This window comes from Nocardia jiangxiensis NBRC 101359 (assembly GCF_000308615.1).
In the GTDB taxonomy this organism is placed as follows: Bacteria; Actinomycetota; Actinomycetes; order Mycobacteriales; family Mycobacteriaceae; genus Nocardia; species Nocardia jiangxiensis.
Genome location: NZ_BAGB01000168.1, coordinates 17,511 through 33,623 on the forward strand (window position 1 = coordinate 17,511; position 16,113 = coordinate 33,623).

A 16,113-nucleotide genomic window follows, 5' to 3' on the forward strand; every position below is an offset into this window, starting at 1 on the left:
CTGTCCCGAGCAGACTTTCACCGATGCCGAGCGCTTGACTGCTGACGTTAAAGTGCCAGCTCACGGCTGCGCCATGAGTTTGCAAAAACTTGGAAGACTTCGCCGACGATCGACCAAAAGTGTGCCAAGTGCATGGATGATGAAGGCGGCGCGGACAATCCGCGTCCACGGCTAGAAGGGGGCTCTACCATGCGTCTTGCGTTTCTCGGCAAAGGCGGTTCCGGCGACCGCGACTGCCCGACGCTGTATGCCACCGACCGCAACAGCTATCTGGTGCAGGGCTGGATGACCGATGCTCCTGGGGTGATCGAAATCCCGCATCTGCTTCTCGGTTTCCTGGAACCGGACACTTTCATCGACACGGTCTTGACCGACACTGGCCGCGGGACCTTCACCCTCGCTGGACGTCCGGTGACCGATGATGACACGCTGAAGCAACTGACCCTGGCGGTCGACGAGACCGCCATCGAGGTGCCGAAGCAAGAGAGGACGTACTACGGTGCAGCTACTCCAAGGCGACTCCGCGGACGATCCGTTTCGCGCATGTCAGCGTAATGCCTTTCATCTCGAGGTTCGCGATTCCTATGCCACAGCTTCGGAATCCGAGCCACTGCGCCGGTTCCTGAACGGCGAACCGACACCCGCCGACTACGCCGAACGTCCCTGGGTGCAGTTCATGCGTGAAACAGTCACCCGCGGTGTCATCGTCAGCCGGGTGCGGGTGGTGACGGAGCCGCATTCGGACTACCAGCGGTGGCTGCTGTCGATCACCGAGGGCAATGTTGCGGCTGGTGAAGACATCCGCTACGTCCCGCGCCATCAGGCCGGAGATGTCCCGCCCGACGATTGGTGGCTGTTCGACGAACAGGAGGTGGCCTTCAATCTGGTCGATCAGGACGGTCGGCCTGCGGGCATGGCTGTCACCACAGACCCGGGCATCGTCGGCTATTGCCTGTCGGTACGTCAACGCCTGTGGGAGCTGGCAATTCCATTCGCCGCCTACGTGGGTGCTGACGCACGGCGGTGACCAACGAGGTTTACGACGCGAAGGAGGCACTCGGGCAACGGCTTCGGGAGATCCGTCGCCGTGCGGGCCTGACCGGACGCAAGCTGGCGGCCTTGGCGGGCTGGCACGAGTCTAAGGTATCCAAACTGGAATACGGCAAGCTCAAGCCGTCCGACGCTGACATCCGCGCCTACTGCACATACGCGGGCGCGGATGATCAGCTGCCGGATCTTCTTGCCAGCCTGTATCACATCGACGCCGCGTACATGGAGATGCGGCGCCTACTCAGCACCGGCACCGGCCGCGCGCAAGACGATCTGGTCAAGCTGGCCGACCGAACCGCCCAAACTCGGATCTACCAGAACGTTCTCATCCCCGGCATTCTGCAAACGGCCGAGTACGCCCGCGCCATTCTCGAGCGCTCGATCGCCCGCCACCGGGTGCCTGACGATATCGAGGCCGGAATCGCCAAACGTATGGAGCGCCAACAGGTCCTGTATCGCGGCGCCCACCGGTTCTCTATCCTTATCGCGGAGCAGGCGCTGCGGACAACGGTCGGCGGCGATGACGTGATGGCCGGCCAATTGGACCGGCTGCTGGCCGTGATCGGCCTGCCCCGTGTCAGGCTGGGCATCGTTCCCGACGAAGCAGAAATCCCCATGCAGACAACTAACTTCGTCATGTACGACAGTCGGATGATTCTGGTGGAGACCATAACCGCCGAGCTGACGATCACGCAGCCACGGGAGATCGCCCAGTACGGTCAGGTCTTCGGCGTGTTGGCCGAGCTGGCGGCCGTCGGCGACGCCGCCCGCGCCCTGATCATTGGGGCCATCGGACAACGACGATCACGATTCAAAGAGGGACCGTGATCGTCGTCGGAGGTGAGTTACTACCCACCAGCCCGAGAAACTCACGAACCTCCGGAACCGCCCGGTGCGGTTGGACCTCCTGCGTGATGCTCCTAATAGTCGCCCGGAGCCGCGTCGACGTCATACCGCTGATCTGCTCGAAGTCGTCGATCAGGAGCTGGCAGCCGTCAGCGATATCCCCACCTTGAATGTGGTTCTCCGCCAACTTGATACGCCACCCGGCATTCTCCCGTGGCCATGAAGCGGTGCCGTCTATAGCTTCTTGTAGATACACCGCTGCCGTGTGGTGGTCCCCGATCCGCATATACGACCATCCGGTCATCCCTGCCAAGGCCGCCGGTGGCAGATACACCCAGTTCGGATCGTGGCCCCGGCCCGATTCGTACGCGCGGTGCGCTCGGCTGATGGCGTTCATCATCGCGCTGCTGTTACCCATCGCGCTGTGGGCACCCGCCTCGTAGATCGCGCCTACAGCACGCAGTCTCGGACCGCCATCGCGGCGGGCCGCATGCTGCGCAGCGTCAGCGAGGTTGACACCGTCTACTGGACGTGCTTTCTTCGAAGGCTTCGACGGGCCGAAGCCTCCCTGGAAACTTTGCATGCTCGCGTTGAGCAGAGCATGTGACGCCGCGATTCCATCGTTCGCGGCAGTCGCCGTCTGTGCTGCCTCGGCGTAGTAGCGCCGTGCTTGATCCAGGCGGCCCGCATCGAAATTCACCCAGCCAGCTGCGGTCATCATCTCGGCCGCTGCGCTGGTGAGAGTTTGCCCGACCGCGTCGGTATAGGTGCCGTTGTCGAGCAGCTGCTTCACGTAGCGGACTTCGTTGGCGGCGAGGCGACACAGGCGGTCGCCACCCGCGAGCAGGTCAAGCTCGTGGATTTCATTGGTACTGGCGGTTATCTCGGCAACCTCGGCGGTTCCGACATGGACGCTTGCGGTTGATGACGCAGTAGCAGCTTGTCCGGTGGCTCCGGCTGCCACGGCAGTTCCGGCACCGAGTGCGCTGGCTCGTAGGAAATTGCGACGATTCACGTCTGCCTCCTCGTCCGACTCCACCACCAGTATGGCAAGCGGAACGTGCAGTGCCTTGGCGATACGGCGCAGCACCCGCACATCGTGGATGGCGGCTCCGTCGTGTTCGAGCTGTGAAATGACGGGTTGTGTATAGCCGAGGATCGCGCCCAATTCGGCTTGTGTCATCCCGAGCGATTTGCGAATCCGGCGGATGACCTCGCCAGTTGTCACGTGCATGCTGTTGTCCCTGCTCTTCAAGTGAACGTGCATTTGCAAGATCGCCTGGCTGCTCGGGACACGTTGCCAGGCAAAGGATTCGGCCCTTTACGGCACTTTATACGGTTTTCCGCATATTTCAGAGGTTTCGGATATATGCGCCCGTAAAAGGGCGAAACCCTGCCGTACGGTCGTCCCTGGTACCCGGTACCAAGCCGACGCCGTACCCCTTTCGCTATCGGGTGTGCGGCGCGCCCGCCTCAGTGCCGTGGCGGGTGGCGAAAGCCCTTGGTGCCGGGTGCCTTTACATCCCGACTCGTTTACCTCGCCGGAAAGAGAAGGTGCTCCCCGATGTCCTACGCCAGCCTCGCTATCCACCAGACGATCGCGCTATCCGAACAGGAAACCCACGCCGCACCCAAGACGCCGTTCAGCGTTGAGCGTGCTCACACCATCGTGCAGTTCCACATTGCCTGCCGGGCGATCCGCTGCCCCCGCAAGGCCGCCGCGCTGCAGGTGCTCACCGAGGCCCGCCGCCTGGTGCCCTCCACGAGCCATCCGCGGTGAATCCGGTGAACGGATCGCCGGAATACGGCACGCCGCACGATCATTCGAGCCCAGCCAGTGACACGGAGTCGCCTATGGAGATTCCGGAGTGGGCGCCACTGGGGTCGCTGCCGTCGGCGCAGATGCTCGGTGCGAACCTGACCGCGTGGTGGGCGTGGCAGCGTGGGTGCGGCGCTGTGGCGCTGACCCGGAAGCACGACGTGGCCACTCTCGGTGCGGCAGTGGGGGAGAGCGTCGCGGAATTCGCGATCCAGATTGTCCACGTCCTTCGCGACGCCCGCACTCGCCGTGACTCGGGCGGGCGCGAGATGCGGGTCAGCACCTACATTGCTTGTCCGGCCGTTATGGCCTGGCTGCACGGCACCGTGTACGTCGCATGACCGGCGTGGAGGATCTGTATGCGCGTGTGCTGATGGCGTGGGGCCGGGTCTGTTATGGGGTGAGGCCGTTGGCGACCGAGGATCTCGACGTGGCCGCGCTACCGGGTTGGGGTGGGGGTCGGGTGGTGCTGGCGCGGGAGCACAAGCAGGGCGGTGGTTCGTTCCGGGCTCGGGGTGCGCTGTCGGCTGTGCGGGTCTTGCGGTACGAGGGGGCGTTGACCTCGGCGGGGATTGCGGTCGCGGCCGAGACGGAGGCGTCGGCTGCGGCCTGGGCGTGGGCGGCATCGATCGAGGATGTGCCTGCCACGGTGTTCGTGCCGCCACTACCGCCGCCCGCGCTGGAGAGACTGGGCAAGGGCGTGGTGGTGCGCGACGGTGATCGCGTCGAACGCTGCGAGGCGTATGCGCTCGCTACCGGGGCGCTGCGGCCCGATGGTGGTGAGCTGGCGGCGGGGGCGTGCACGTGGGTGTTGGATCTGCACGCCCGGACAGGGGATGTCGCGACGGTGCTGATCCCGGTTCCGCTCGTCGACGAGGATGGACTGTTGCTGGGCACGATCATCGCCGCGTACGAGCATGGCATCAAGGTGGTGCTCGTCGCGATGGCGGGGGCGCCGATTCCCGATGCTGTGCGTGAGGTGCTGTCCGGGGGGTGGTTTCCGGGCATCCCCAGAGACCGCCCGAGGGTGCGACTGGAGTTGGTGACGGTGACGGTCGCCGAACTGAGGACCGCGGCGGAGATGCTGCGGTGGCGCGGACGAATAGTCACCGAGGAGGGTGCGCTGCCGCTGGCGGCGTTGATGACTACGTGCCAGGAGCCACGCCGCTGTTACCGCCCCGGCCGGGGAGAGCCCGTCGCCGTGCTGCTGGCCGGACCACCCTCCGAGGCCGACCGGCCTGACCGAGCGAATCCGTTTCGGCTGCAACCACATTCGCTCGGCAGAACAGGCACCTGACCGAGTGCGCGCCGCCGGGGCGGCACGTCTAGGAAACTGAGAAATGCGTAGGAGATGCAACATGACCGGTGAAGCAACGGTGCGGCAGTCGCGAACCGGCCCGAGTGTGGGCCGCTTCGAGGAAGCGCTGATGCTGGGAGGTGTCGGTGTCCAACGGTGACCGGCTGAACTTCGACTTCAGGTTCGGTGTCCGCTATCCCCGCAGTGGGAGGGCGATTGCGCGGCGCCGTCGGCAGATGGCGCGGATCGCGGCGTTGGTCCTTGCGTTGTCCGGCCGCCGATTCTGCGCGCGAGAGTTACGGCACGCCAGCGGAATTCGCCGGCGAACGGTGGATGAGATCCTGGACGGATTCGCGGCCCAACAGTGGATCGTCGCGGAACGGTCCAGCGAAACCTCGAGATCGACCGACCGCTGGTATCGCGCGAGCCCGCAAGACCAGACCCGCACCCAGCTGAGTGAGCTCACGCGAGCGGGGATGCGATGACCACACCCCCGATGCATGACCGATGACTATGCCGCTGGTGGGAGGGGACACGAGGACTCTCATGAGCCGATCGGCGCCGGAGGGGATCGACCCGACCACACCGACCAGTGCCCGCATATACGACTTCCTTCTCGGTGGGAAGGACAACTTCCGGGCCGACCGTGAAGCCGCCATGCAACTCCTCGAGATCGCCCCGGACACCAGGACCCTGGCCTGGTTCAGCCGCCAATTCCTCACCGGCGCAGCGGAACTGGCTGCCCACGCGGGTGTGCGGCAGTTCCTCGACATCGGCGTGGGTATCCCGACCTCGCCGAGTGTCTACGACACGGTGTCCGCGGTGGCCCCGGATGTTCGGGTCGCGTCGGTGGATTTCGACCCGGTCGTCCACCGGCACACCGACGCCTTCGCTGCCAGCCTGCCCGCAGTGACCGCGATGCTGGGCGACTTCCGCCACCCCGACGACCTGATCGAACGGCTACGCACCGAGGCGGGAATAGATTTCGGCCAACCGATCGGCCTGCTGCTGGTCGGTGTCCTGCATTTCGTGATGGACGACGAACGCCCGGCCGAGGTGATCGCACGGTTCCGCGAGGTCATGGCCCCGGGCAGCTATCTGGTCTTCACGCACGCCTGTACCGACACACGTGAGGAATTCGTCGACCGGACCGCGTATGCCACTGACGGCACGACCGCGCAATGCGCCTACCGCTCCAGATCCGACGTGGAACAGCTGGTCAACGGCTTCGAGGTGCTCGATCCAGGAGTCGTGCCGATCCAGGAGTGGATCGGCCACAACCTACCGCCGACGACGTTGGTCATGTTGGGCGGCGTGTGCCGGGTATCGCCGCAGTAGTCATCGCGGCGGCCTTCCCCCGTCAAGCAAATTCATCATCGCGGGCGGCCGGACATCGGCGACAACACACGACTCCTCACCGATACCTGCAGGTGAGATGCATTGAAAGGCAAAGTCTTTGGGCACACAGAGTATTCACCCGGTGCAAGCGATCGTCTTCGATTGGCCTGGCACGCTCGTGTCGGAGCTGACCCAGGAAGGGTGGGCGCGCGAAGCGCTACGCAGGTCCGGGCGCGATCACAGCGACACCGCTATAAAAGATCTGCTGCGAATAATTGGTGAAGCAGCGGGCGAACCCAACCGGCTGAGAGATCCGTTGGGAAATACTAGTTTCGAGCGGCATCGCGACACCTACTATTCGGTGTTTGCCGATGCCGGGTTGCCTGAGGACCTCGCACATGAGTTGTTCGCGGTGGATTCTGATCCGTCGTACAACATTTTCGCGGTCGATGCCGCCGAGACCATCGCTGCTGTGAAGAGGAAGGGTTGCCGGGTCGCGGTGGCAAGCAATATTCATTTCGACATCCGGCCCATGTTCGAGGCGGTCGGACTGCTCGATGCGATCGATACCTTCGTATTGTCCAACGAGGAGGGAGTGCAGAAACCCGATCCCGCATTCTTCCAGCTGGCATTGAATCGGCTCGGCACCCCTCCCGAACACACCCTGATGGTCGGCGACAACGCGACACGTGACGGCGCCGCAGTCGAAGTCGGCATGCCGTACCTTCCGGTGCCCCAGCTCACCGACCCGCAGCACCGGCAACTCCACCTCGTCACCAATGCCGTTGCTCGTCTCTGCGATCCCGCCGCCACGTGAGCACGAGGCGTCTGCCTCATCCCGCACACCACCCGATCTGACAAGGAGTTCGTCGTGGCCGACGGCCCGATCGACCTGCGCACCGACGTGGCACATCCAGCCCGCATGTACGCCTATTTTCTCGGCGGCAAGGATCATTACGCCGCCGACCGGGCCGCAGCAGAGCAGGCGCTACAAGAATTTCCGGCGGTCCGCGTGGCCGCGCGCACCAACCGAGACTTCATGGCGCACGCCACGCGTTTCCTGGTCGGACAGGGCGTGCGGCAGTTCCTGGACATCGGCACCGGCATCCCCACCGAACAATCGCCGAACCTGCACCAGGTCGCCCAGGCAGGCGCACCGGAGGCACGGGTGGTGTACGTCGACAACGATCCGATCGTGCTCGCGCACGCCCGCGCACTGCTGGTGAGCAGCCGCGAGGGCCGCACCGCCTACGTCCAGGCCGACGCCACGGACCCGGCCGCGATCCTGGCCGCCCCCGAACTGCTCAGAACGTTGGACCTGACTCAGCCGGTCGCGGTGTCACTGTTCGCGTTGCTGCACTTCGTGCCCGGCGACGTCTACGAGATGGTCAAGGCACTGATGGAACCCCTCGCACCCGGCTCGTACCTCGCGATATCGCACGTGACAACGGATTTCGACGAAGGCCCGCAGGATCCGGACGGGATGATGCGGCTGGTACAGGTGTACATCGACCGCAGCATCGCGGTGCACCCGCGCAGCCGCGCCGAGGTAGCGCGATTCTTCGACGGACTGGAACTGCTCGAGCCCGGTGTCGAGGTGATCCACCGGTGGCGCAACGACGGCATCGAACACCCACCCAGCCGCGACAAGCAGGTCTCGCTGTGGGGCGCGATCGGCCGAAAAACCCATGCTGCGGGTACAGGACGGTAGGCGCGGTGATGGACACGTCTGGGCATGTGCGGCGCGGCGAGATCTGGTCTTCCCCATGGGCGCGCGCTGTGCTGGTGGCGCTGTGGCTGTGCTGGGTGGTGCTGTCTCTGTGGGCGGTGTGGCGGTTCGGCCCGGCGGTTGTTACCGCGTTCCAGGAGCCCGCGCACTGCCGGGAATCTCCGTGTCCGATGTGCACGGCTCTGACGCGGAGCGCTGCGCCCCTGGGGATTTGGGTTTCGGGGTGGGTCGCCTCGGTGTTGGTGCCTCCGCTGATCGACCGGACCTCGGTATGGAGGGCGGTGTGGGTACTGCTCTGCGGGCCGCTGTTGTACACGGCCGGGGTGCTTGCCGCTGCGGTGTACACCGTGCACGCGAGCGATGCGACCGACATCTGATTTTTGCGGTTCACGAGTAATGCGTTCTTGCAGTTAAGGGGATTTATATGATGGTTTCGTATGACCCGGAAATCAAAAAGGCAGCGTTGGCCAGTCTGACGCGCCGCACCGCTGCCGGGGTATGCGAGGCGTGCCGAGGCGTCGCAGCCGAGCTGGGTGACCACACTCCGACTGTGTGGATATTGCGACGTTGGGGCATGGACGCTGGAATTCTCACACGAGCGCACAAGCGTATCCAATACAGTGACACAGCTCGTGCACAGGTGTTGAAAGCCGTGGCGGATCTTATTGCGGCCGGGAAGTCGCAGCACGGGGTAGTCGATGCGATCGCTTATCGTGCCGATACGCCCGGCGAGTCCACGATCCGTAAATGGGTCAGCAAGGCGCGGGATGTCGATCGCGATCCACGATTCGCGCGGAAATGACAACCCCAGCCCCTGACTGACCAGCCCACTGACTGGGCCTTTCGAGTAACCCGCGCCGTACCGGAAAGCTGACATCTCATGTCCCGAGTGGAAATCATTCCCGGACTCATCGTCGAGGACGAAATATTCGCCGCAGCCGCGGCAGCCTTGGCTACTCATGCTCCAGACCGGCCTCCGCTGATGTGGGAAATATTTGCCGATGCGACCCGGTGGTGGCTGATCCCACGCTTGTACGACGATAGTGCTGGTGTTCCGCTCGCCTACAAGGCGGAGTTCATCCTTCTTGAGACGTTGGATCTCACGATCAAAATCAACGTCTGGTTTCTGCCTGACCTGCGCGATCGGGAAAGCTCGCGGCCGCATACCCACCCGTGGGAGGTATTCGAGGCATATCCAGTGCTCGGCGCGTACGAAGACGAGAACTGGCACCGTTCGGCTTCCGGGCTGCTCATGCACCGCGGCAGTATGGTCCATCGGCCCGGGATGGTAAACCGGCTTTTCGCGCGTAATTACCACGAGGTCACCTTTATCGAGGCACCAGGCCGGACTGTGTCGGTGATGATTTGCGGTCGACGGGTCACGGAGTTCGGCGGCTCAGGCGGTTGGTCGGTCGCGGCAAAGCCACCGAGGGAGCGTGGGGGCATTTGGATTTGGCCACCGGCTGTCATGTCCCAGTTCAACGCGACCCGGTTATGCAACGGAAATTTCAGGCTCGAATGTACCGCATCAACCCACAGCACCGCCGAACATGAACGGCGACAACAGGAATGCGATGAAAAGGACGGCCACTGCCGCGAGGAACACAATCGGCAGGGTTGGCGCGATCCCGCGAGTTGCCGATCTGACTCAGGAAGATCACTGATGCTACGAATTAAGACATCTGCTGGCGCGTGCGTTCTCGCGGTGCTCGCCGCGTCCGTTGCAGCGTGCAGTGCAGGCGGTGACTCGGCAGGGCCCTCCGCTGTCTCGTCGTCCGCCTCCGCACCGACGACGTCTATTCCGGCAACGCTGACCGCTGCCAACCTTCAACCACCGTTGCAGAACACCAGATATACGAGAGCGGGCGGGCGGCCGAAAGTTGTTTTCGACCCGTGCACCTGGATCCCTGACGACGCACTCGCCGAGATTGGCTTCGATCCCACGACACGTGAGCGGGCCCAGGATCTGGTCGCGGAGTATACGTTCCTCAGCTGCCAGGTCGAGACGGCCGATCAGGCACGGACATTGCAACTCGATTCGGGCAATATCACTCTGGTCGAGGACAAGCAGCGATACGCCGGGAAGACACAACTCGCCACGGTCGATGGCCGCGAGGCGATCACAACCCAGAAGACCAACGCCGACGAGTGTGACCTCGACATGCGAACCAAGGCAGGCTATTTCGAGATCGGTGTGATCGTCGAGACCGCCGGCCGCGTCAAGGGGCTCCAACCTTGTGACCATATCGTCGACATCGCTACGACCCTCGAGCCTTACGTGGGGGACAACTGATCATGGGTTCCGATCGCCGGTCATGTACAGCCCGCATCGACGCCGTCGGCAGCGGGATCTGGGTTACCGGGATCGGCGCCGGATCGGACTCCCGGGAACGCCAGGCAGCCACAGCGCACATCCGGGGCTGCCGCGGTTGGTTCAGCTGCCGTCGGCCCATCCGACCGCGGCAAGGGATTCGAACTTCCTTAACGGCACCTTAAGCTAGGCGCGGGATCGCCTTCCGGGGCGCGATGCTCGTCGACGAACCTCACCATTTCGGCGGTGGCGGGTCCATTTCCCGGGCGAAAAAAGCCGACGCGGCCCGCAGAATCGAGTTCGCCCGCTCCAATTCCCGGACACGCTGCTGCAATTGCGTGATCGTGGCGTCCTTGTCCGCCGGCGTGCCCTCGCCCACCTCGCCCGCGGGCCGCTTGCCTTGCTCATCCAGACGCATCCACGTCCGCAGGGCTTCCTTGTGAATCCCCAAGTCTCGTGCGACCTGGCTGATCGCGCCACGCCCGCCACCAGGCGCGCGCTGCAGATCCTGAACCATCCTCACCGCGCGTTCACGCAGCTCCACCGGGTACTTTCGTTGCGCCACCATGCCGTTGATCCTCTCCAGATCCAACGGTCTCCAACAAACCCGGGGTGATCCATCGTCGTCGGTTGGGACTGTCCCGGATTTGATTGACTCGCGGGTTGTGGTGGTTTGAGGCCGCGAGTGATGCCTTGTTCAGAGTTTCATACTCGACCGGAGTCAGCCGAGACAGGCCGCGCTGACGCCGCCGCCGGTGGTAGGTGCGTTCGATCCACTGAACCATGGCCAGCCGGAGTTCTCCGGTTGTGTCCCAGCGCTTCCGGTCGAGCACGTTGCGCTGCAGCAACGCGAACCACGATTCCATGGCCGAGTTGTCAGCGCATGCGGCGATCCGACCCATCGAGCCATGCAATCCGTTGCGGGACAACAGATTGACGTACTTTCGGGAGCGAAATTGGCTGCCCCTGTCGGAATGGACGATCGTGCCGGCCGGTGAACGCAGGCCGATCGCGTTGCGCAGTGCCGAGCACGCCAATTCGGCGGTCATCCGGTCGTCGATCGAGTAGCCGACGATCCGGTTGGACCACACGTCCTTCACCGCTTGCCAAATACAGTTTCCCCTCGATCGTGGGAATTTCGGTGACGTCGCCGACCCACAACACATCCGGGGCGACCGAGGTGAACTGCCGCCGCACCAGATCGCGTGCCACGGGCCGTTTCCCTTGCCGGGTCAGGCTCCTGCGCTTGGGTGGTTTCCTTGCCGTCCAACCGTTTCCGGCCATGAACTTCGCGACGGTGTTGTCCGACACGCGCCAGCCGGCCGCGCGCAACTCATCGCCGATACGCGGGCTGCCATAGGTGCGGCCCGAATCCACGAAGATCCGCTCGATCTCACCGGCCAGCCGGTCACAGCGCTGCTGGCGCGGTGTCACGGGCCGGTCGTTCCACTTGTAGAACCAGGACTCCGACACCTTCAGGGCCCGGCAGGAAACAGCATGCGGCACACCGTGTTCGGTCCTCTGGGAGGCGATGAACCCGGCCACGCTCACCGGGTGTAGGGGTCGGACCGGGGCGCGGTGCCGGTGTTGTCCACCGGCCCGTCTCCCCGATCCGCCCTCCGAACCCGCCGTGCGCCTTACGACGCAACGGGCTCTCCACGGGTTATGCCATTGCCGCAGTTACTGATTCCGGTTTCCGCCACGCCCAAGGGGTATCGATCTTCGCGCCCCGGTAACGATAACGCGTGACCTCCACTGTGTCCGGCCGGAACAGCGTTGCTGTGCCGTCGTTGACCTGCCAGTCAGGCAGGAATCGGCGGTGGAATACACCCCAGCCCAGCCCGTGGTGCCGTTTACGCATCCATGTCACCACTTTCCACCACGTGTAGTAGCCGAGGTAGCTGAAGGTGCGTTTGGACACCCCGTGCCGGAAATAGTCACACCAACCCCGAAGAACAGGGGTGAGATGGTGCAACAAATCGGCGAGTGTTCGATGTCTGCGACGACGCGTCAACATTCTGACCTTACCGACGATCGACGCGAGCGCCTTCTTCGACGGCCAGGTGTAGACGTATTTCTTCGTCGTTCCCGGTTTGACTTTCCGCTGGATGCGGAAGCCCAGGAAATCCAGCCCGTCATCGACATGGCAGACCCTGCTCTTCTCGACCGACAGGCGTAGACCCATCGGCGCGAGGACCGCCGCGACCTCGTCCCACAGCGCCTCGGCGTCGGCCCGGCTGCCGTGGACCATCACGACGAAATCGTCCGCGTAACGGATAATTTTCATCGTGGGGCCACCGGCCGAGCGATGCCGTGTGCGCATATGTCTCGAACCGAGCGCTTCCCATTTGGCAGCGAAATGCTCATCGAGAACGGCCAAGGCGATATTACTGAGCAGCGGCGATAGGATTCCGCCTTATGAGCAGCGCTGGGTTATGCGCAGTGTGGCTGGATGTGGGCTGGTGACAGTGGATTTCGGGGTCGAACGCTGCGCATAACCCTTCGCGGTGGGTGTTGGCTCACAGACTGGAGAGCCAGTCGAGGAGTCCGGTGTCGCGGTTCCATTCGGGCAGTTCGTCGGTGACGATATCGGTGTAAGCGGCTTCGAGGGCTTTGCGTTTGGCCTCGGTGGAGGCGCGGGCGTAGATCTCGGTGGTCGTCAGATCGACGTGCCCGAGGATGTCACGGATGAACGGTAACGCCACGCCTGCCTCGTAGAGATGCATCGCCTTGCTGTGGCGCAGGATATGCGGGCTGAGATCCGCGCCAGTGAGCGCTGGATCTGCGGTGCGGGCTTGATATTTGGCGAGGATCCAGGCGACGCCGCCGCGGCTGAGCTTGCGGTGATGCTGATTGGTGAACACCGGGTGGTCGTCGTGTCCGGGCCGGTCGAGGCCGTGTTCGGTCAGGTAGGCGTTCAGCAGTGCCACGGTGTTGTCGCCGAGCGGGACGTGGCGGGTCTTGCAGCCCTTGCCGGTCAGCACCACGAGCGCCGGGGGTCGTAGCCGGATGTCGCCGACGGTGAGGTCGGAGAATTCGGAAACCCTCGCGGCGGTGTCGTAGAGCGTGGCCAGCAGAGTCGCGTCGCGGCGGCCTCGCCGGGTGGATCGGTCGGGTGCGGCGAGGAGGCAGCGGGTCTGGGCGACGGTCAGGTGATTCACCCGCGGCTGGGCGTCGCGTTTGGCGGGGACGGCGAGAATGATCTGGCAGCAGGCCATTCGGGCCGGCTCTTGGGATTGCAACCACCGGAAGAACGAGCTGACCGCAGCGAGGCGCTGGTTGCGGGTCGAGATGCTGTTGTGCCGTTCGGTTTCGAGCCAGTCGAGGAACCCGGTGACCGCGGCGGCGTCGAAGTAGTCGAGGGTGAGTCTGTCGGGCGGGACGGATCTGTTGTCGCGGAACCAGGCGATCAGCAGTTTGAAGGTGTCGCGGTAGGAGGCGATGGTGTTGGGTGAACAGCCCCGCAGCCCGGCCAGATGCGCAGTGAGGAAGCGGTGCAGCAGCACCGCGAAATCAGTTGCCATGACCCGCTCCTGCCGTGACCGGCGCGATGATGTCGCCATAGGCTCGCTGGACCGCAGCGGTGATGTGCGGGTAGGACTCGGCGGTCAACCGCAGGTAATAGTCGGTGTCGGCGATGCTGGCGTGACCCATGTAAGCCTGCAGGACCGGCAGCAACGCGCCGACGTCCATCCCGCGAGCGAACCACGACCGAAGATTGTTGACCGCCATCGTGTGTCGCAGATCATGGACCCGGGGACCGTGACCTCGGCCGCCGTGTGGGATGCGAGCCTGCCAGAGGAACCGGCGGAAGTTCTTGTCGATGTTGCCGATCGTCAACGCAGCGCCGGCCCTGCCGGGGAAGAACCAGTCGCCGCCAGTTCGCCCGGCGACGCGGGCGTCGTAGCCGGCCAGCCTGTCGCGCAGCCCGGCGCTGACCGGGACCTGACGGTCCTTGCCGCCTTTGCCCTCGCGGATGGTCAGCACCCCGGCGTCGAGGTCGACATCGCCGAAACGCAGCAGCCGCGCTTCGGAAGCGCGCAGCCCGCAGGCGTAGATCGTGCGGAACAGTACCGGCATTACCAGGTGCCGAAAAGGGACCTGACAGTCGTAGTGGCAGAGGTCGGTTCGACCGAACAGAGCCGCCAGTTCAGAATCGGTGTAGATGTGCGGGACGTAGCGGGGAGGGCGGGGCAACGCCCCGGCGGGCAAGACGTAGGCCGTGGCGCCCCGGCGGCCCAGCCAGCGGGCCAGTTCGCGCACCGGCGCGACCAAACCGTGCAGGGTCGCTGGGGCGACGCCGCGCCTGCGGGCGGCGTCGATCCACGCCTCGACCGAGGCTTGGGTGGGTGCCTGCTGTCCGGGAAACCGGTCCGCGGTGAACGCCGCGAACTGGTTCAGCACCCGCTGTTCGGCGTCGTATTTGTAACCGGTGGCGCGTTTCTCGGTGATCAGCGCGGTGATCGCGTCGGTCATCGGCATAGCGGCGGTGTTCATCGCGACGCCCCGTCCGCCGGTGCGTCGGGATCCAGCGCGCACTGCGCCAGCAGACTCAGCGAGGATTTCAGGTAGACGCCGGCCGATTCGGCCGATTGATGACCCAGGATGTCAGCGATCTGCTCGACCGGAGTGCCGTTCTCCATCAGCCGGGTCGCCAGGGTGTGCCGCAGCGAGTGCATGCCGTGACGGCGTTTCTCACTCACCGGAACGTGCGCTGCCCGAGCGTGTTTGACCAGGATCTGATGCAGATGATCCTGGTCGGAGAACGCGCCGATCGGCGCGGTGTGCCGCACGAACACCTGCGGGCAGTCACAATCCGGGCGGCCGTGACGCAAGTAATCGATGACCGCCCAGCCGACATCCTTCAGTAGCGGTAGCCGAACCTCGTGACCGGTCTTGGCTTGGGTCACCAGCAGCCGGTTGCCCGGCCAGTCGAAGTCGGCGAACTCCAGCCGCTTGACGTCGATTCCGCGCAGACCGAGTCGGGTGATCAGCAGAATGATCGCGTAATCGCGTTTCCCACAAGGGTTGTCGCGGTCGATCGCTGCCACGATCCTGGCCACCTCACCGGGATCCCAGACCGACGGGATACGCGCCCCTCTGGTCGAACGCGCCGCCGGCACCGCGTCCAGGCAGGCGCCGTCGACCAGACCCGCCGCGTCGGCGAACCGCAGGAACGACCGCACCGCGCACAGTTTCTGCTCGACGGTCTTGACCTGGTAACCGGTCAGGGTAGCGACGAACGCGCCGATCACGGCGGCGTCGCAGCAGCCCAGCCCTGCGCGAGTGTCGGTGAACGCGAGGAACTCCGCGGCCAGCGTTCCATATGTCCGCACCGTCGAGACCGAACGACCGGTCGAGCGCAGGTGCGCCCGGAACAAGGCGATCGTCGCGGTGCCGGCGGCGTCGAGCTTGCTGACCGACCGGCTGTAGCGGCGCAGGACCGCGCCATGAACGGCGTAGTCCTGCAGCATTTGGGCGACCCTGAACAGATAGACATCTGTTTGTTTCAGAGTGCCAGCCTGTTCCTTGGCGAAGAAGCCGCACGCATCATCGACCCACGCCATCGCCGCGTCCAGGGAGAACTCCTCGACACCGCGGGCGTCGAAGTGTCTCTGCATCCGCCGCCAACAACCCTGATACCACACGAGAGTCGAGTCCTTGTATCCCAGACGCCGTAGCTCCGCTTCCAGGCCCGACACCAGCACAGACAACCTCGTCAT

20 protein-coding genes and 1 pseudogene are annotated in these 16,113 nt (G+C 64.4%); 13 read left to right on the top strand and 8 right to left on the bottom strand.

Annotated features, from left to right (window positions below; all coding sequences use genetic code 11):
- Positions 1 to 132 precede the first annotated feature (132 nt).
- The 3 genes from ON40_RS41620 to ON40_RS41630 are packed head-to-tail and all read left to right on the top strand — an operon-like array spanning position 133 to position 1,878.
- A complete protein-coding gene (locus ON40_RS41620; protein WP_245568223.1) occupies positions 133 to 555 on the top strand; it encodes a hypothetical protein in 423 nt (140 codons plus the stop codon).
- A complete protein-coding gene (locus tag ON40_RS41625; RefSeq protein ID WP_040831190.1) occupies positions 500 to 1,027 on the top strand; it encodes a DUF6879 family protein in 528 nt (175 codons plus the stop codon). Before ON40_RS41620 ends, ON40_RS41625 begins: the two co-directional genes overlap by 56 nt.
- Positions 1,024 to 1,878 carry a helix-turn-helix domain-containing protein gene (locus tag ON40_RS41630; protein WP_040831192.1) on the top strand — a complete coding sequence of 285 codons (855 nt, stop codon included), beginning with the start codon at positions 1,024 to 1,026 and terminating at the stop codon, positions 1,876 to 1,878. The genes ON40_RS41625 and ON40_RS41630 overlap by 4 nt, the downstream gene beginning before the upstream one ends.
- Here the strand turns inward: ON40_RS41630 and ON40_RS41635 are convergent.
- A complete protein-coding gene (locus ON40_RS41635; protein ID WP_169542000.1) occupies positions 1,862 to 3,151 on the bottom strand; it encodes a helix-turn-helix domain-containing protein in 1,290 nt (429 codons plus the stop codon). The two genes, ON40_RS41630 and ON40_RS41635, sit on opposite strands and share 17 nt — an antisense overlap.
- 309 nt (positions 3,152 to 3,460) lie before the next feature.
- Here ON40_RS41635 and ON40_RS41640 point away from each other — a divergent pair, with 309 nt between their 5' ends.
- From ON40_RS41640 to ON40_RS50860, 10 genes are all read left to right on the top strand, one after another.
- Positions 3,461 to 3,676, top strand: a complete 216-nt coding sequence (locus ON40_RS41640; protein WP_040831194.1) for a hypothetical protein — start codon at positions 3,461 to 3,463, stop codon at positions 3,674 to 3,676.
- Between the two features lie 74 nt (positions 3,677 to 3,750).
- Positions 3,751 to 4,056 carry a hypothetical protein gene (locus tag ON40_RS41645; protein ID WP_040831195.1) on the top strand — a complete coding sequence of 102 codons (306 nt, stop codon included), beginning with the start codon at positions 3,751 to 3,753 and terminating at the stop codon, positions 4,054 to 4,056.
- On the top strand, positions 4,053 to 5,012 hold the full coding sequence (locus ON40_RS48940) for a PALP domain-containing protein (RefSeq protein WP_051194424.1): 960 nt from the start codon (positions 4,053 to 4,055) through the stop codon (positions 5,010 to 5,012). Before ON40_RS41645 ends, ON40_RS48940 begins: the two co-directional genes overlap by 4 nt.
- 146 nt (positions 5,013 to 5,158) lie before the next feature.
- Entirely contained in the window at positions 5,159 to 5,497 is a 339-nt protein-coding gene (locus ON40_RS41655) for a hypothetical protein (protein WP_157186772.1), read from the top strand.
- A gap of 61 nt (positions 5,498 to 5,558) precedes the next feature.
- Entirely contained in the window at positions 5,559 to 6,350 is a 792-nt protein-coding gene (locus tag ON40_RS41660; RefSeq protein WP_040831197.1) for an SAM-dependent methyltransferase, read from the top strand.
- Between the two features lie 142 nt (positions 6,351 to 6,492).
- Positions 6,493 to 7,167 carry an HAD family hydrolase gene (locus ON40_RS41665; RefSeq protein ID WP_040831297.1) on the top strand — a complete coding sequence of 225 codons (675 nt, stop codon included), beginning with the start codon at positions 6,493 to 6,495 and terminating at the stop codon, positions 7,165 to 7,167.
- Positions 7,168 to 7,221: 54 nt separating this feature from the next.
- Entirely contained in the window at positions 7,222 to 8,061 is an 840-nt protein-coding gene (locus ON40_RS41670) for an SAM-dependent methyltransferase (RefSeq protein ID WP_245568224.1), read from the top strand.
- Between the two features lie 5 nt (positions 8,062 to 8,066).
- Positions 8,067 to 8,456 (top strand): hypothetical protein, encoded by a 390-nt coding sequence (locus tag ON40_RS41675; protein WP_040831198.1) that lies wholly within the window; start codon positions 8,067 to 8,069, stop codon positions 8,454 to 8,456.
- A 47-nt stretch (positions 8,457 to 8,503) separates the two neighbouring features.
- Complete coding sequence (locus ON40_RS52835) at positions 8,504 to 8,881, top strand: hypothetical protein (protein WP_157186774.1); 378 nt, start codon at positions 8,504 to 8,506, stop codon at positions 8,879 to 8,881.
- 87 nt (positions 8,882 to 8,968) lie between these two features.
- Positions 8,969 to 10,372 carry a DUF3558 domain-containing protein gene (locus ON40_RS50860; RefSeq protein ID WP_169542001.1) on the top strand — a complete coding sequence of 468 codons (1,404 nt, stop codon included), beginning with the start codon at positions 8,969 to 8,971 and terminating at the stop codon, positions 10,370 to 10,372.
- Between the two features lie 250 nt (positions 10,373 to 10,622).
- Here ON40_RS50860 and ON40_RS41690 read toward each other — a convergent pair whose 3' ends face one another.
- The 7 genes and pseudogenes from ON40_RS41690 to ON40_RS41715 form a co-directional block, all read right to left on the bottom strand.
- Positions 10,623 to 10,982, bottom strand: a complete 360-nt coding sequence (locus tag ON40_RS41690; RefSeq protein WP_083896341.1) for a transposase — start codon at positions 10,980 to 10,982, stop codon at positions 10,623 to 10,625.
- Positions 10,921 to 11,556, bottom strand: coding sequence for a DDE-type integrase/transposase/recombinase (locus ON40_RS56415; RefSeq protein ID WP_083896354.1), 636 nt, complete (start codon positions 11,554 to 11,556; stop codon positions 10,921 to 10,923). The genes ON40_RS41690 and ON40_RS56415 overlap by 62 nt, the downstream gene beginning before the upstream one ends.
- Positions 11,557 to 11,644: 88 nt before the next feature.
- Positions 11,645 to 11,941, bottom strand: a pseudogene (locus tag ON40_RS56420) (IS3 family transposase); the annotation flags it as partial.
- Between the two features lie 112 nt (positions 11,942 to 12,053).
- On the bottom strand, positions 12,054 to 12,800 hold the full coding sequence (locus tag ON40_RS41700; RefSeq protein WP_305082394.1) for a group II intron maturase-specific domain-containing protein: 747 nt from the start codon (positions 12,798 to 12,800) through the stop codon (positions 12,054 to 12,056).
- 109 nt (positions 12,801 to 12,909) lie between these two features.
- The gene (locus tag ON40_RS41705; RefSeq protein WP_040831202.1) at positions 12,910 to 13,914 is read right to left on the bottom strand and encodes a tyrosine-type recombinase/integrase; all 1,005 of its coding nucleotides are present in this window, start codon (positions 13,912 to 13,914) and stop codon (positions 12,910 to 12,912) included.
- Positions 13,904 to 14,887: a tyrosine-type recombinase/integrase gene (locus ON40_RS41710; RefSeq protein WP_063713214.1), complete on the bottom strand. Its 984-nt coding sequence runs from the start codon at positions 14,885 to 14,887 to the stop codon at positions 13,904 to 13,906. Before ON40_RS41710 ends, ON40_RS41705 begins: the two co-directional genes overlap by 11 nt.
- A complete protein-coding gene (locus ON40_RS41715; protein ID WP_040831203.1) occupies positions 14,884 to 16,113 on the bottom strand; it encodes a site-specific integrase in 1,230 nt (409 codons plus the stop codon). The genes ON40_RS41710 and ON40_RS41715 overlap by 4 nt, the downstream gene beginning before the upstream one ends.

Bases quoted from the DNA above. Each gene is read 5' to 3' on its own strand.
- ON40_RS41620 (WP_245568223.1), top strand. From the start codon at position 133: ATGGATGATGAAGGCGGCGCGGACAATCCGCGTCCACGGCTAGAAGGG.
- ON40_RS41640 (WP_040831194.1), top strand. From the start codon at position 3,461: ATGTCCTACGCCAGCCTCGCTATCCACCAGACGATCGCGCTATCCGAA.
- ON40_RS41645 (WP_040831195.1), top strand. From the start codon at position 3,751: ATGGAGATTCCGGAGTGGGCGCCACTGGGGTCGCTGCCGTCGGCGCAG.
- ON40_RS48940 (WP_051194424.1), top strand. From the start codon at position 4,053: ATGACCGGCGTGGAGGATCTGTATGCGCGTGTGCTGATGGCGTGGGGC.
- ON40_RS41660 (WP_040831197.1), top strand. From the start codon at position 5,559: ATGAGCCGATCGGCGCCGGAGGGGATCGACCCGACCACACCGACCAGT.
- ON40_RS52835 (WP_157186774.1), top strand. From the start codon at position 8,504: ATGATGGTTTCGTATGACCCGGAAATCAAAAAGGCAGCGTTGGCCAGT.
- ON40_RS56415 (WP_083896354.1), bottom strand. From the start codon at position 11,556: ATGTGTTGTGGGTCGGCGACGTCACCGAAATTCCCACGATCGAGGGGA.
- ON40_RS41705 (WP_040831202.1), bottom strand. From the start codon at position 13,914: ATGGCAACTGATTTCGCGGTGCTGCTGCACCGCTTCCTCACTGCGCAT.
- ON40_RS41710 (WP_063713214.1), bottom strand. From the start codon at position 14,887: ATGAACACCGCCGCTATGCCGATGACCGACGCGATCACCGCGCTGATC.
- ON40_RS41715 (WP_040831203.1), bottom strand. From the start codon at position 16,113: ATGACGAGGTTGTCTGTGCTGGTGTCGGGCCTGGAAGCGGAGCTACGG.